This window comes from Caldimonas thermodepolymerans, assembly GCF_015476235.1.
GTDB classification, from domain to species: domain Bacteria; phylum Pseudomonadota; class Gammaproteobacteria; order Burkholderiales; family Burkholderiaceae_C; genus Caldimonas; species Caldimonas thermodepolymerans.
On record NZ_CP064338.1, the window covers coordinates 1,868,560 to 1,882,291 of the forward strand.

At 71.6% G+C, this 13,732-nt stretch carries 12 protein-coding genes; 7 read left to right on the forward strand and 5 right to left on the reverse strand.

Annotated features, from left to right (window positions below; all coding sequences use genetic code 11):
• Nucleotides 1–34: 34 nt before the first annotated feature.
• Nucleotides 35–2,044: a serine/threonine protein kinase gene (locus tag IS481_RS08830; protein ID WP_104356778.1), complete on the reverse strand. Its 2,010-nt coding sequence runs from the start codon at nt 2,042–2,044 to the stop codon at nt 35–37.
• A gap of 377 nt (nt 2,045–2,421) precedes the next feature.
• On the opposite strand from IS481_RS08830, the gene IS481_RS08835 reads away from it, so the two are divergent.
• The 3 genes from IS481_RS08835 to IS481_RS08845 all read left to right on the forward strand — a co-directional run bounded on the left by IS481_RS08835 (nt 2,422) and on the right by IS481_RS08845 (nt 4,809).
• Nucleotides 2,422–2,634 carry a hypothetical protein gene (locus IS481_RS08835; RefSeq protein ID WP_104356777.1) on the forward strand — a complete coding sequence of 71 codons (213 nt, stop codon included), beginning with the start codon at nt 2,422–2,424 and terminating at the stop codon, nt 2,632–2,634.
• A 57-nt stretch (nt 2,635–2,691) separates the two neighbouring features.
• Complete coding sequence (locus IS481_RS08840; RefSeq protein ID WP_104356776.1) at nt 2,692–3,354, forward strand: phosphoribosyltransferase; 663 nt, start codon at nt 2,692–2,694, stop codon at nt 3,352–3,354.
• A 234-nt stretch (nt 3,355–3,588) separates the two neighbouring features.
• Nucleotides 3,589–4,809, forward strand: a complete 1,221-nt coding sequence (locus IS481_RS08845) for an ABC transporter substrate-binding protein (RefSeq protein WP_104356775.1) — start codon at nt 3,589–3,591, stop codon at nt 4,807–4,809.
• 42 nt (nt 4,810–4,851) lie between these two features.
• On the opposite strand, the gene IS481_RS08850 is transcribed toward IS481_RS08845, so the two are convergent.
• On the reverse strand, nt 4,852–5,343 hold the full coding sequence (locus IS481_RS08850) for a Rossmann-fold NAD(P)-binding domain-containing protein (protein ID WP_104356774.1): 492 nt from the start codon (nt 5,341–5,343) through the stop codon (nt 4,852–4,854).
• A 356-nt stretch (nt 5,344–5,699) separates the two neighbouring features.
• On the opposite strand from IS481_RS08850, the gene IS481_RS08855 reads away from it, so the two are divergent.
• Complete coding sequence (locus IS481_RS08855) at nt 5,700–6,371, forward strand: Crp/Fnr family transcriptional regulator (protein ID WP_232529511.1); 672 nt, start codon at nt 5,700–5,702, stop codon at nt 6,369–6,371.
• Here IS481_RS08855 and IS481_RS08860 read toward each other — a convergent pair whose 3' ends face one another.
• Together IS481_RS08860 and IS481_RS08865 are read right to left on the reverse strand one after the other, a co-directional pair.
• Nucleotides 6,372–8,462, reverse strand: coding sequence for a GAF domain-containing protein (locus tag IS481_RS08860; protein ID WP_104356773.1), 2,091 nt, complete (start codon nt 8,460–8,462; stop codon nt 6,372–6,374).
• Nucleotides 8,462–9,199 (reverse strand): winged helix-turn-helix domain-containing protein, encoded by a 738-nt coding sequence (locus IS481_RS08865; RefSeq protein WP_104356772.1) that lies wholly within the window; start codon nt 9,197–9,199, stop codon nt 8,462–8,464. The genes IS481_RS08860 and IS481_RS08865 overlap by 1 nt, the downstream gene beginning before the upstream one ends.
• Nucleotides 9,200–9,455: 256 nt before the next feature.
• Between IS481_RS08865 and IS481_RS08870 the strand changes: the two genes are divergently transcribed.
• From IS481_RS08870 to IS481_RS08880, 3 genes are all read left to right on the forward strand, one after another.
• On the forward strand, nt 9,456–9,821 hold the full coding sequence (locus IS481_RS08870; protein ID WP_104356771.1) for a YbaN family protein: 366 nt from the start codon (nt 9,456–9,458) through the stop codon (nt 9,819–9,821).
• Nucleotides 9,822–10,139: 318 nt separating this feature from the next.
• Nucleotides 10,140–11,111: a response regulator gene (locus IS481_RS08875; protein WP_104356770.1), complete on the forward strand. Its 972-nt coding sequence runs from the start codon at nt 10,140–10,142 to the stop codon at nt 11,109–11,111.
• Nucleotides 11,108–12,460 (forward strand): sensor histidine kinase, encoded by a 1,353-nt coding sequence (locus tag IS481_RS08880; RefSeq protein WP_146079520.1) that lies wholly within the window; start codon nt 11,108–11,110, stop codon nt 12,458–12,460. The genes IS481_RS08875 and IS481_RS08880 overlap by 4 nt, the downstream gene beginning before the upstream one ends.
• Here IS481_RS08880 and cqsA read toward each other — a convergent pair.
• Nucleotides 12,436–13,695 (reverse strand): alpha-hydroxyketone-type quorum-sensing autoinducer synthase, encoded by a 1,260-nt coding sequence (gene cqsA, locus IS481_RS08885; protein ID WP_104356768.1) that lies wholly within the window; start codon nt 13,693–13,695, stop codon nt 12,436–12,438. The genes IS481_RS08880 and cqsA overlap by 25 nt on opposite strands.
• Nucleotides 13,696–13,732 lie beyond the last annotated feature (37 nt).

The window sequence follows — 13,732 nt, forward strand, 5'->3', positions numbered from 1 at the left end:
GCCCGCAGGGGGCCGCGCGTGCGGCCCCGCGGTGCTACTGCATCACTTCATCGTGCTGGCGCAGGTAGACGCAGTGCGGATGGTTCACGAATTGCGCCTGCCGGCATTGCGTCTGCATGCAGTAGTAGAGGGCGAAGTTCGTGCGTGTGCCGCAGGCGGCGCGCGGGCTGCTCGGGCGCGCGACGACGCTGGTGCGGGTGATATCGGGCTCGGCGTCCTCCTCGGGCGGGTCCCGGGACGCCTCGGCGCGCGGCGGGGCCGCGGGCGCAGCAGGCGCTGCGGGCGTTGCCGCCTGGGGCGGGGCGGCCGGTGCGGACGGTTGCACCTCGACGATCTGCGGCGCGGTGCTTTCCGCACGCGTCGAGACCGGATCGGCATGCGGCGTCGGCCCGGCGGCAACGGGGGTGTCGGGTGGGGCGGCGGGAGCGGGCGCCGGCACGGGTGGCGACGGTGCCGGGGTGGCCTGCGCCGTCACCGGGGCGGGCGAGGGGACGGCCGCGGACGGGGCAGTGGCCGTGGCGGCCTCGGGCGCCGGGCCGGCGTCCGGCGCCAGCGGCGTGTTGGCCAGGCGCTCGAGCAGTTGCTGCGTCGTCCAGCGTTCCTGCCACTGCCAGGCGGCTGCACCCAGGACGAGCAGGATCGCCAGCGCAGCCATCCAGCGCGTGGTTGCCGGGCCACGCCTGGCCGCTGCGCGACGCTGCAGGTCGTCCTCGTCCGGGCGCATCGTCCCCCAGGCGGCATCGGGGCGGTCGTCGGGCAGGGAGCCGAGCGCCGCATCGAGCGCGGCCATCACGGCGGCGTCCGAAGGCACCTCCTCCGACAGCGTGGGCGGCACGGCCCCGGGGGCTGCCGCAGGCGAGGTGGCGGCCGGGGGACGGGCCGGTGCTGCCGCAGGCGGCGGTGTTCCGGCAGGAGGCTGCGGCGTGGCAGGCGCCACGGTGGCAGGCGGGATGGAGGCGAACCACGCGGGTTCGGCCGCCGGTGCCGGTTCCGGCGCGACGGGCGGCCGGATGGCCGTCGCCTCCGGCGGGGCGGCAGGGGGCGCTGCGACCCGGGGGCGACGCGGCGGCACCCAGCCCGGGGCGTCGAGTGCGTCGCGCAGCTGGGTGACGGTCTGCGGCCGGTCCTGCGGGCGCACGGCCAGGGCCCACTCGATCGCCGCGAGGAAGGACGGGCTGTAGCGCAGGTCGGTGAAGGTCTGCTGCAGCGAGGCGGCGACTTCGGCGAGCGGGCGCAGCTGGTCGTCGACGGCGCGTACCGTGGAGGGCAGCGGGGACCGCCCGCTGATCAGGTAGTACATCACCGCGCCGAGCGCGTAGAGGTCGGTCCAGGGCCCCTGCTGCAGGTGTCCGGCCTCGGCGTACTGCTCGATCGGCGCGTAGGCCGGCTTGAGGATGGCCGTCAGCGTCTGGGTGCGATCACCGATGACGCGCCGCGCCGCGCCGAAATCCAGCAGCACCGGCCGGCCGTCCGGCAGCACCAGGACGTTGTCGGGCGCGATGTCGCGGTGGTAGCAGGAGCTCGCGTGCAGCACCTCGAGCGCGCCCATCAGCGACAGCAGCAGCTGGCGCAGCCAGGCTTCGTCGGGCGGCCGGGTCATCGCAAGGCGTGCGGCGGCGACGGTCGTGCCTTCGTAGTACGGCATCACCATGTAGGCGGTGCCGTTGGCTTCCCAGAAGCGGTAGACGCGCACCAGCGACGGATGGTCGAAGCGGGCCAGCAGGCGCGCCTCGTTGACGAAGGAGCGCAGCCCCAGCTTGAAGGTCTCGGCGTGCGAGGTGGCGCGCAGCGTGACGGCGGCGCGTGCCCCGCGCGCGGCCAGCGCCGCCGGCAGGTACTCCTTGATCGCCACGTGGCGCTGCAGGCCGTGGTCCGCTGCGAGGTAGACGATGCCGAAGCCGCCTTCGCCGAGCACCCGCACCACCTCGTACTCGGCCAACCGCGTGCCGGGCGGCAGCGCGTCCTGGCTGGGCATCAACGTCTGGGTCGGCTGGAACGCCGGGTCGAACGGATCCGGCGCCGCAGGTGGACGGGGGTGGTTCATCGATCAGGCCAGTTCGGGCTTGGAAGCCCAGCAGGAACCGAGCCATCGCTCAGCAGATGTCTGGTGTTTATAGACGAAAGCGCTGCGCGCAACCGTAGCGAAGGGTGACCTGCACCAGGGACATTCCGGCGTGCGCTTGTCCCTGCCCGCGGGTGGGTCATGCCACGCGCCAGCGGCCCGCGCAGGGGCGGCGGGCCATGCGGGCGGCATCCACGGGCCGGCAGCGTTGCTTCACCCCAACGGCATGCCGACTAGTCCTCCCGGCGCCCGCGCTTCGTGGGATGCTTGCGGTCCCGTACCGGAACCGCAACGCCTGACGGCGCGAGCGGCTCAGCTGCCGAGGTGCCACCATGCCGCACGTCCTTCGCGATGCTTTCATGCTGTTGCACCATGTCGCCCGTCTGGTCCTGCCGCTGATGCGTCGCCGGCGCGGCGTCGCGGCGGGACCGAACGATGCCGCGGGGTTCAAGGGACCGTCGGCGCGCGTCGGCTTCCTGCCCCAGGCAGACTTCCAGGACACGCTGCCGCGCATCCACCCGGTGCCGGAGCTCCCGCCCACGGGCCGTGACGGCCCGTCCGCGCGGCACTGAGCGCCGCGGCACCTGGCGGGCCAGCGCGCGACGTGGCCAGGCGCGGGGCAGGTCATCATGGAGCCTCTGTTCGACGATCGAGCCCATGCCGGGCGGTTGCTCGCGCCGCGGGTGCAGGCGCTGGGCTGGCCGCATCCCCTCGTGGTCGCGCTGCCGCGCGGCGGCGTGGCCGTGGCGACCGAGGTGGCGCGGCGCCTGCAGGTGCCGCTGGAGCTGCTGCTGGTGCGCAAGATCGGCGCGCCGTGGCAGCCGGAGCGCGCCGTCGCCGCGGTGGTCGACGGCCTGCCGCCCGAGCTGGTGGTCGACGAGTCCGGCCTCGCGCAGGCGGGCGTCGAGCGCGCGCATGTCGAGGCCCAGGTGCGGGAAGCGGTGAACGAGATCGAACGGCGGCGCGCCGCCTACCTCGGCGACCGCCGCACGGCCGAGGTGGCCGGGCGCGACGTGGTGCTGGTCGACGACGGCCTGGCCACCGGCACCACTGCCCGTGCGGCCCTGCGGGCGCTGCGGCAGCGGGGGGCCCGGCGGCTGGCGCTGGCCGTGCCGGTGGGCGCGGCCGACAGCGTGGCCGCCTTGCAGGGCGAGGCGGACGAGATCGTCTGCCTGGCCACGCCGCGGTCGTTCTTTGCGGTCAGCCCGTACTACCGGCGTTTCGAGCAGCTCACCGACGCGCAAGTGATCGGGCTGCTGCGCCAGGCGGCCACGGACCCCGGTCGCGCGTGAGCCTGGTGCCGCATGCAGCAGCCGTGTTCAGCTGCGTTTCAGCATCGGTTCGCGCTCGTGCCGCGGTGCCGGCGTGACCGGTGTCGCGTTCCCTCCACAGTGCTCGTCGACCGACTGTGACATCGGTGGGGAAGCCGCGGGGAACGAGCGGTCCATCCGGTTTTCCGGGATCGCCAAGCGCCTCCACCCGCGCTAGCCTTGGCCGCCTCGAACATCCATGGAGGGAAGCCGGACATGAAGAACAGTGCAGCCCGACGGGCCCTGCGGTGGGGCGCGGCCCTGATGTTGTCCTGGTGTGCCGCGGCCGGCCACGCGCAGCCCCAGCCTCTGCGCATCGGGCTGGTCGGGCCGTTTTCCGGCGGCTCCGGCGACTTCGGCAACAGTGCCCGGTTCGGCGCCGAGCTGGCGGTCAAGGAGATCAATGCCGTGGGCGGCTTCCTGGGACGGCCGCTGGAACTGGTGATCCGCGACGACCAGGCGGTGCCCGACGTCGGACGCCAGGCCGCCGAGGACCTGGTGCTCAAGGAGAAGGTCGCCTTCACGATCGGCTACTGCAACACCGGCGTGGCGATGAAGGCGCTGGACGTGTTCCAGGACAACAAGCACCTGCTGATGGTGCCGTGCTCGCAGGGCACGGCGGTCACCACCAAGTACCCGCCGGCGCAGAGCTACATCTTCCGCGTCGCGCCGCCGGACCTGCTGAACGCGAAGTTCCTGATCGCCGAGATCGTCGACCGCCGCAAGCTGCAGCGCGTTGCCATCTTCGCCGACGAGACGGGGTACGGCGAGGGCGGGCTGCAGGACCTGAGCGCCGAACTTGCCAAGCGGGGCCTCAAGCCGGTGTACGTGGCGCGTTTCCCGCTGGGGGTGACCTCGCTGCACGCGCAGATGCGCGCGGCGCGCGACGCGGGCGCGGACGCGATCGTGGCCTACACCGTGGGCCCCGAGCAGGCCGTGGCGGTGCGCAGCCGGCTGGAAGTGGGCTACACGGCGCCGTTCTTCGCGCCGTGGACGCTGTCGTTCCGCAGCGTGCTGGAGAACGCCGGCCAGGCGGCCGTGGAGGGCACGATGATGGTCCAGACCATCATCCAGGACAACCACAACGAGCGGCGCGCCTCGTTCCTGGCGCGCTACTTCAAGCATTCGAACGAGACGCGCATCGGCTCGCTGATGGCCGCGGCGCAGACCTACGATGCGGTGCACCTGATGCTGTGGGCGCTGTTCCAGACCAAGGGTGACACCTCCGGCGACGCGCTCAAGCGCGCGCTGGAGACCCTCGAGCGGCCCTACCAGGGCGTGGTGACCACCTACGCGCGCCCGTTCAGCGACAAGGACCACGACGCCATTGCCGCCAACATGCTGTGGCTGGGCGTGTGGCGCAAGGGCCAGATCGAGTACTACTACCAGGACGACGCCCGGCGCACGGGGGTGGTGCGGCGCAAGGACGCGCAGTGAGGCCGTGAACCCGCGGGCCCGGCCGGCCCGCACCCGGCGCTGTCAGCCGAGCGTGTCGACCAGCAGGGCCTGCAGCAGGTAGGTCCGGCCGGCGCAGCCGGGCAGGCCCGGCTCGGCGTCGGCTTCGGCCTGCAGGTCCGGCAGCAGGTCGCACAGGTCGGCGTGCACCGGCACGCCGGTCTCGCGGCGCAGCGTGCACACCAGCTCGGCCGGCATGCCTTCGCACAGGATCGCGTCGTACAGGCGCCCGAGCATGCGCGCCGTCGTGGGGTCGTGCAGCCCGGCTTCCGAGGGGCGGATGCGCGCGACCTGCGCGCCCGCTTCGGTGGCGGCCCGGATCAGGTCGCGCGTGTCGTCGGCATCGTACGACTCGCTCAGCAGGGCGATGTTCTTGCCCCGCAGGGGGCGTTGGGGGGCCCCGGCATCGGCTGCCTGATACAGCGCCTGGGCCGCGTCCAGCAGCCGGCGCCTGCCGTCGACGGTGGTGAAGGGCAGGGAAGGCGCGGGACGGCGGTGGTCGAGGTTGGAATTCATGGAAACACGCAACGGCACTGCTGCAGTGCTCGTCCCGCGTAGGCTAGCGGCGCGGCCGGCATTCTTTTTGACAACCGTCAACGGTTTCGCCGCTCTAGGGGTTGACACGTACCGTATACAAACCGTTTACCCAGCGTTACCGAGCGAGCCCGTGCATTGGCATGGTGTTGACCGTGGCTTCCTAGAGTGACGCCATCGGACGAGGCGAGACCCGACGTCCGGTGACCGAACCAGAGGAGCCCATGACCATGCTTTCGATTGCTGCCCCCACCCCTGCCGTTGTCCGCGTTCCGCACACGGCCCGGCATGTCGATCGCGCGGCGCCCCAGACGGCCGGTGCACACATTGCCGAGGCGTTGAAGCTGCTGCAGGACACCCTGCCGATCCAGCGTCGCCTGGTGCATGCCGGGGACACGATCTACCAGGCGGGCGAGCGCTTCGGCTGCCTGCACGTGGTGCATTCGGGCATCTTCAAGATCATCACGTACTCGGCCGACGGTCGCGAGCAGGTCGCCGGCTTCCACTTCAAGGGCGACTGGATGGGCTTCGACGGCATCGCCAACGGCCGCTACGGCTGCGACGCGGTGGCGATGGACACGGCCGAGGTGTGGTCGTTCCGCTACGACACGCTGCTGCAGGCCTGTGTCGAGCATCCCGAGCTGCTGGCGCTGGTACACGCCGCGATGAGCCGCGAGATCACCCGCGACCGTGACTCGCTGCTGTCGCTGTGCACGCTGTCCGCCGATGCGCGCGTGGCCGACTTCCTGCGCTACTGGGCCGAGTCGCTCGCCGCACGCGGCCTGCGCACCGACCAGATCACGCTGCGCCTGACCCGCGCCGAGATCGGCAACTACCTGGGCATGAAGCTGGAGACCGTCAGCCGCGCGATGTCGCGCCTGGCGCGCGAGAAGGTGATCCGCTTTGCCGAACGCGGCCGCCGCGAACTGCAGATCCCGGACATCGACGCGCTGCGCGAGTTCGTGCAGCGCAGCCTGGGTGCACCGGCGGCCTCGCGCACGCTCCAGTGATCACCCTGCGCGCACGGCCGCCAGGGCCCGCGCCAGCGCCTGGGCCAACGCGGCCTTGGTGAACGGTTTGGGCAGCAGCTCGCAACGCAGGCCGGGGTCGCTGACGTCGGCCTGCGCCAGTTCCGACGAGTAGCCCGACATCAGCAGCACCGCCAGCTTCGGGCGGCGAGCGCGCACCTGGCGCACCAGCTCCGTGCCGCGCATGCCGGGGCCGAGCGCGACGTCGCTGAGCAGCGCGTCCAGTTCGGGTTCCGTGCCCAGCCGCACCAGCGCCTGTTCGGCGTTGGCACAGGCGATCACGCGGCACCCCAGTCCTTGCAGGAAGGCCTGCGCGACGGCGCGCACCTCCGGCTCGTCCTCCACCAGCAGCACCTTCAGTCCTGGCGGCAGCAGGCCGGCTCCGCTCTCGTCCCCGCTGCCCGCGGCCTGGCGCTCCTGGTAGCGCGGGATGTAGAGCGTCACGGTGGTGCCCGCGCCCAGCGCGCTGTCGATCAGGATGGCGCCGTGCGACTGCTTGACGAAGCCGTACACCGTGCTCAACCCCAGCCCCGTGCCGCGGCCCGGCTCCTTGGTGGTGAAGAAGGGCTCGAAGGCGCGCTCCTTGACCGCGTCGGGCATGCCGGTGCCGGTGTCGCTGATCGCGATGGCGACGAACGCATGCATCGGCGGGGCGTCGGTGTCCAGGTCGCTGAGAGCGGCCGCAGGCAGCGTCTCGCAGGGGCGGCAGCTGAACGAGATCAGGCCCCCCTCGGGCATCGCGTCGCGCGCGTTGATCGCGATGTTGAGCAGCGCCGATTCCAGCTGGCCCGGGTCGGCCAGGCAGGGCGGGCAGTCGGGGGCCGCGTCGACCTCGATGCGCACGCGCTGGTCCAGGGTGCGGCGCAGCATGTCGGCCAGCGACTGCAGCATCGTCACGACGTCCACCCGCGACGGCCGCAGCACCTGGCGGCGCGAGAAGGCGAGCAGCTTGCCGGTGAGCTCGGCGCCGCGCCGGCTGGCCCGCGCGGCAGCCGCCACCAGCTGCTGCGCGTACGCGTCGCCCTCGACGGCGGGGTGTTCCTCCAGCACTTGCAGGTTGCCCTGGATGATGGTCAGCAGGTTGTTGAAGTCGTGCGCGATGCCGCCGGTCAGCTGGCCGACGCTTTCCAGGCGCTGGGCGTGCTGCAGCGCCTCCTCGCTTTGCGCGCGCTGCAGCGTCGAGGCCACCAGGTTGGCGAGCGACTCGACGAAGCGGATCTCGTCGTCGCCGAAGGTCTGTGCGCGGCGCGAGCGCACGGTCAGCACGCCGATGGCGCGGCCGCGGTCGGACAGCGGCACCGCCACCGCGCTCACCAGGCCGGCGCGAAGGTAGGCGTCAGGCACCGAGAAGCGCTGCTCGGCAGCATAGTTCTCGATGACCACCGGCCGGCCGGCGTTGAGCACGTAGCCGAGCGGCGTGTCAGGCAGGTTGGGCACGCGCGCCCCGACATGTTCCTCGTCCAGCAGCCCGATGCCGCTGGCCACGCGGAACGCGAGCCGGTCGGGCTCGAGCAGGAAGATCGCGCACAGGTCGGCTTCCAGGCCGTTGACGGCCACCGCCGGCACCTGCTGCAACAGCAGCTGCGGGTCGCGCGTGTCGACCGCCAGCCGCCCCATCTGCGCCACGTGTTCGCTGTAGCGGGCGCGCTGCAACGCCTGCTTGACGCGCGGGTAGGCGCCGATGCCGCGGATCGCGGCCACCACGTACGGCAGGCCCTCGCCGTGCAGCGGGCTGAGCGCGATCTCGACCATCACCTCGCTGCCGTCGCGGCGCTTGGCCACCAGCTCCATCTGCGTGCCCATGGGCCGTGGCCGCGGGTTGACGCCGTAGGCCGCGCGGTAGGCCGCATGGCGCGGCCGGATCGCGTCGGGCACCAGGGCCTCGACCGGCAGGCCGACCAGTTCGTCCGGGGCGTAGCCGAGCAGGTCCGAGGCCATCGGGTTGGCCATCACGATCTGGCCGGTCGCGTCGACCAGCAGCAGCGCGTCGGGATAGGCCTTGAACAGGGCGCGGAAGACGCTCGGGTGGTCGACGTCGGGTCGCACCGAGCCGGGGGGAAGGTCGCCAGGCATCACACGAGCTCCACGTCCGGCACGAACAGGTAGCCGGCGCCGCGCACGGACTTGATGAAGGATTGCTCGCCGGCGTCGGTGCCGAGCTTCTTGCGCAGGCGGCCCACCAGCACGTCGACGGTCCGGTCGAAGGGCGCGGCTTCGCGCCCGCGGGTGTTCTCGAGCAGGAAGTCGCGCGACAGCACGCGCCCGGGGTGGCGTGCGAACACCGCGAGCAGGTCGAACTCGCCGGTGGTCAGCACCACCTCCTTGCCGTCGGGCGCCAGCAGGCGGCGCGCCGCGGTGTCCAGCTCCCAGCCGGCAAAGCGCAGCCGGGTGCGTTCGGCCGGGGGCGCCACGGCGAGCACGGCAGGCGGTGGCGCCGGCGGGGTGAGGCGCCTCAGCACGGCCTTGATGCGGGCCACCAGCTCGCGCAGGTCAAAGGGCTTGGTGACGTAGTCGTCGGCGCCGATCTCCAGCCCGACCACCTTGTCCACCGGGTCGCCGCGGCCGGTGACGATCACCAGCCCGCAGTGGAAGTGCTCGCGCAGCTGGCGGGCGATGACGAAACCGTCCTCGCCCGGCAGCCCGAGGTCCAGCAGCACGAGTTCCGGCGGATCGGCGCGCATCAGGTCCATCAGCGCGCGCCCGCTGTGGAGCTGGCTGACCCGGAAGCCGTGGCTGTGCAGGTAGCCGGCCAGCAGCTGGGTGATGTCGACTTCGTCGTCGAGAACGGCAATGTGGGTTACGGTGGTCACGGAATCGGTCTGGGAGGGAAGGGGGCCACGGCAGCCGTGGCGGTGTCGTTCTCTCCGGCTTTCGGCCGCATCCGGCATTCTGCCGTGCTCCGGCGCCGCCTGCGCGCGGGCCGCGTCCCGCCGTCCGGGTCTTGATGCATGTCAATCCGTTGCCCGCCTGCCGCGATGGCCCTTCGCACCCGGCGGGCACGCCGGGCCGTGGTACCGTTCGCGGCTGGATGCCGACTCCTGCGGTGCGCTTGCAACAACCGACTCCATGCTGCGTTCGACGGTGACCCTGCTGTGGCGCCTGCTGGCCGTGCTGGCGCTGGTCGCGGGAGCGATCGGGGTCTTCGTGCCCGTGCTGCCGACGGTGCCTTTCATCCTGGTGGCGGCCTGGGCCGGCAGCCGCGGCTGGCCCGCGCTGGAACGCTGGCTGCTCGACCACGCCCGCTTCGGCCCGGCGATCCGGGATTGGCGACACCGTGGTGCGGTGCCGCGCCGTGCCAAGTGGTATGCGACGCTGGCAATGACCGGCAGCGGCCTGATGATCTGGTGGTTCCCGCTGCCGCTGTGGGTGCAGGCCGGCGTGTGCGTCGTGATGGCGTGCGTCGCATGCTGGCTGTGGTGGCGCCCGGAGTAGGACAATGCAGGACTTTGTTGCGTCCTGTCACTTTCTACAGTTCACAGCACCGGGGCGGTGAATTGGAATCCGAGGCCAGCCTGAGGGACGGGTGCGTCGGTTGCGCGCCGCGTGACTTCCTTGGAGTTCCGACCGTTCCTGTCCTGACGCGCCCGCTTGCGCGGATCGGCAGCTGCCGCCACACTAGGCCGGTTGCCGTCCGGGCCTGCGGGCCCGGGCGATGGCAGGAGGGTACTGCAGAGGAGAGGCATCGGCGCCGCCCACACGGTGTCGGGACAAGACACTGAGCACTATCAGAGAAGGTAACGAAGGAACCTGATGTTCCACCCCACCCCCGAGCTGCTGCCGTACTGGTACACGACGGCCGTGCTCCTGGTCGATGACGACGAGGGCTACCTCGACGCTCTGGGTTCGCTGCTCTCCGCCGACCGCAAGGTTTACGCCTGTTCCAGCCACCAGGAGGCACTGGAAGTCCTGGAACACTCGAAGACGGTCAGCCGCAACTTCATCCGGCGCAGCACCGACCAGAGCACCGCCCCGCACGAACACCTGCTGGCCATCGACACCTCGCGCGTCACGAGCCTCGCGCACGAACCGCGCCGCCACGACGAGATCGCGCTGGTCATCGCCGACTACTCGATGCCCGAAGGCGACGGGCTCACGCTGTGCCGTGCGCTGTTGAACTATCCCTGCCGGCGCATCCTCCTGACCGGCGCGGCCGACGAACGGCTGGCGGTCGAGGCGTTCAACGAGCGCCTGATCCACCAGTTCCTGCGCAAGGCCGACCGGCTCGCCGACGTGTTGCCGCGCATGGTCGCGGTGCAGCAGCATGCCTATTTCCGCGAGCTGACCCGTCCGCTGGCCGAAGGGCTGCAGCAGCGCCTCGGCGCCTTCGAGCACGACCCCGCGGTGGCCGAGGCCGTGCTGGCGCTGTTTGCCGAAGCCGACGTGGCAGAGTACTACCTTTGCACCGAGCCCGGCGGCTACCTGGTGCGCACCGCGCGCGGGCAGTGGCGTTTCCTGCTCGTGCAGTCCAACGAGGAGCGCGAGTCCACCCTCGAGATCCTGCAGAGCATGCCGCGCTTCGAGCCGCTGGTCAGCCAGCATGCGCGCGGCGACGCGCTGCTGTACCTGTCCGACCCGTCGCGCCTGCCGCGTGCCGGTGGCTACGAGGGTTTCGTGGTGCCGCCGCTGCGGACCGTCTCCACCCCCGCGCAGACCTACCGCCTCGCGTGGGTCGACGCCCCGGGGCACATGACGCCGCACAGCGTGCGCGGAGGCCGCTGTTGAGCCGGCTGGCGTCGACCGGGCCCTATTCCTCCCCGGGGACACGCAAGCCGGGGGCGCTGTTTCACGCGTGGATCGCCCGCCTGCGGGCGATGATGGGCAGCTTCCAGCGGCCCAGTGGCGCGCCGATGCTCGATGCGGTGCTGGACAGCGCGATCGACGCCTGGCCGGCGCGGATCTGCGTCGGCCTGATGGGCGTGCTGGGGTTCCCGCTGTTCTACGTGGTGTGGAAGTACCTCGAGCCGCAACCCTACGAATCGCTCGCGCTGCGGCTGGCGCTGGCGGCGCTGTTCCTGCCGTTCCTGGCCCCGAGGTCATGGCTGGAGCCCTTGCGGCGCTACTGGCCGTGGTACTGGCACGGCACGCTGCTGCTCGCGCTGCCGTTCTTCTTCATGTTCATGGCGCTGGAGAACGACACCACGCAATGGGCGCTCAGCTACCTGACCGCGCTGATGTTCACCGTGGTGCTGGCGCCGGCCGCGCTCGCGGCGGTGATGGTGATCGCCGGTGGCGCCGCCGCGCTGCTGCTGCACCTGGCGCGGCACCCGGGCGCAGACCTGTCGCAGCACGTGATGGTCGACGCCTGGCCGGTGATGCTGTTCGCGTTCGGCGGCGGGCTGATCCTGAACCTCGCGGTGGCCCAGCACAAGCGCCGGCGCACCGAGGCGCTGCTGTCGGTGGCCGGCTTCGTCGCGCACGAGCTGCGCACGCCGCTGTCGGCCATCGAGATGCAGCTCGATGCCTGCGCCCACGCCCCGCAGCGCCTGGCCGAGCGCCTGCCGATGCTGCAGCGCGAAACCCGCCGTGCCCACGTGTTCATCGACATGCTGCTGGCCAGCGTGCAACCCACGCGGCTGCAGGCGCACCAGCACCAGCCGGTCAGCATCGCGCAGGTGGTGCGCAATGCCGTGCAGCGCTATCCGTACGCCAACGAACACCAGCGTCGCGCGGTGCGCATCCAGATGGCAGACGACTTCGTCGTCGAAGGCGTGGAGATCCTGCTCGAGCACCTGGTGCTCAACCTGATGAAGAACGCCTACACCCACGGCGGCGGCCTGCCGGGCTTCTGCATCACCATCTCCACCGAGACCCGTCCTGCGGCGCACGTGCTCGTGGTCGCGGACAACGGCCGCGGGATCGACGAGCACGAGCTGCCGCGCGTGCTGCAGCGCTACTACCGCGGGCAGGGCAGCACGGCCCTGGGCAGCGGGCTGGGGCTGTCGTTCTGCCAGGACGTGATGCGCAGCCTGGGCGGCAACCTGGAGGTCGAGTCCAGCACGCGGCGGGGGACCAGCATGAAGCTGGTGTTCCCCCGTTTTCCCGCCGATCAGGCGGCCAGGACCGCCGCCTGAGGCAGCGTCGGCACCGGCGCGGACGCCGCCGGTGCGGCGGTGCGGGCGGCGCCGCGGCCGGGCTGCAGGTAGGGCAGGGCGTACTCCATCGCTTCCAGCACGCGGTCGATGTCCGCGTCGCTGAGCCGGGCGTTGACGGTCAGCCGCAGGATGGCGTTGCGCCACTCGGTGGCCGGGTACCAGAACAGCGAGCCGTAGACCCCGCGGCGCTCCAGCGCGTCGCGCAGCGCCACCGCGTTGAGCACCGGGCCGCTGCGGATGCCGATGATCTGCTCTGTGCCGTTGCTGATGTCGTAGCCGAGCGCGCGGATGCCTTCGCGCAGGCGCCGCGTGTTGTGCCACAGCCGCTCGCGCCGCTGCGGCTCCCCGGCGATCACGTCCAGCGTCGCGTCGAGCCGGGCCACCTCGTGCTCCAGCAGCGTCGAGCTGAAGATCGCCGGGAACGACGAGAAGCGGATGTACTCCACGTAGCGCTTGCTGCAGGCGATGAAGCCGGCCCGGTAGGCGAAGGCCTTGGCCAGGCTGGCGGTGACGAAGTGCACCCGCGACGATAGGCCCAGCGCGCGGACCAGGCCCTCGCCGCGGTCGCCGTGGGTGCCCAGCGAGTGCGACTCGTCGACCACCAGCACGCAGCCGGTGGCCTCGGCGATCTCGACCATCGCAAGCAGGGGACAGACGCTGCCGCTGGTGCTGTAGACCGAGTCGACCACGATCACGCCGGGACCGTGGGTGGCCACCAGCTGGCGCAGCTCCTCGGTGTCGTTGTGCGGGAAGCGCACGGCCTGCGCCTCGGCGGCGTGGATGCCCTGCCACAGCGAGGCGTGCGCGTACTGGTCGATGTAGACGGGCTGCCCCTGCTGGGCCACGACCTGCAGCAGGCCGACGTTGGCGTCGTAGCCCGACTGGCACAGGATGCCCGCTTCCATGCCCATGTAGCTGGCCAGGCGTTCCTCGAAGCGCGCGGACGGGGTGGCCGCACCGCGCAGGAACACGAAGATCGGCGACATCACGCTGGCCGAGGCTTCCTCGCGCAGGCTGCGCACGGTTGCCTCGATGATGTGGGGATGGTCGGCCAGCGACAGGTAGTCGTTCGACTGCAGCGAGAGGCTGTCGCCCGCCGGCTGTTCCACGCTGTACCAGAACGGCAGTCCCGGCTTTCGCGGGTGGTCGAAGAACCGCTTGCGGAAGAAGCGGTCCACCTGCTGGTCGAGAAAGCTGGGATGGGTTGGCGTCATGGGAAGGCTCCTTGGTGTGAGTACGACTTGTGGAAAA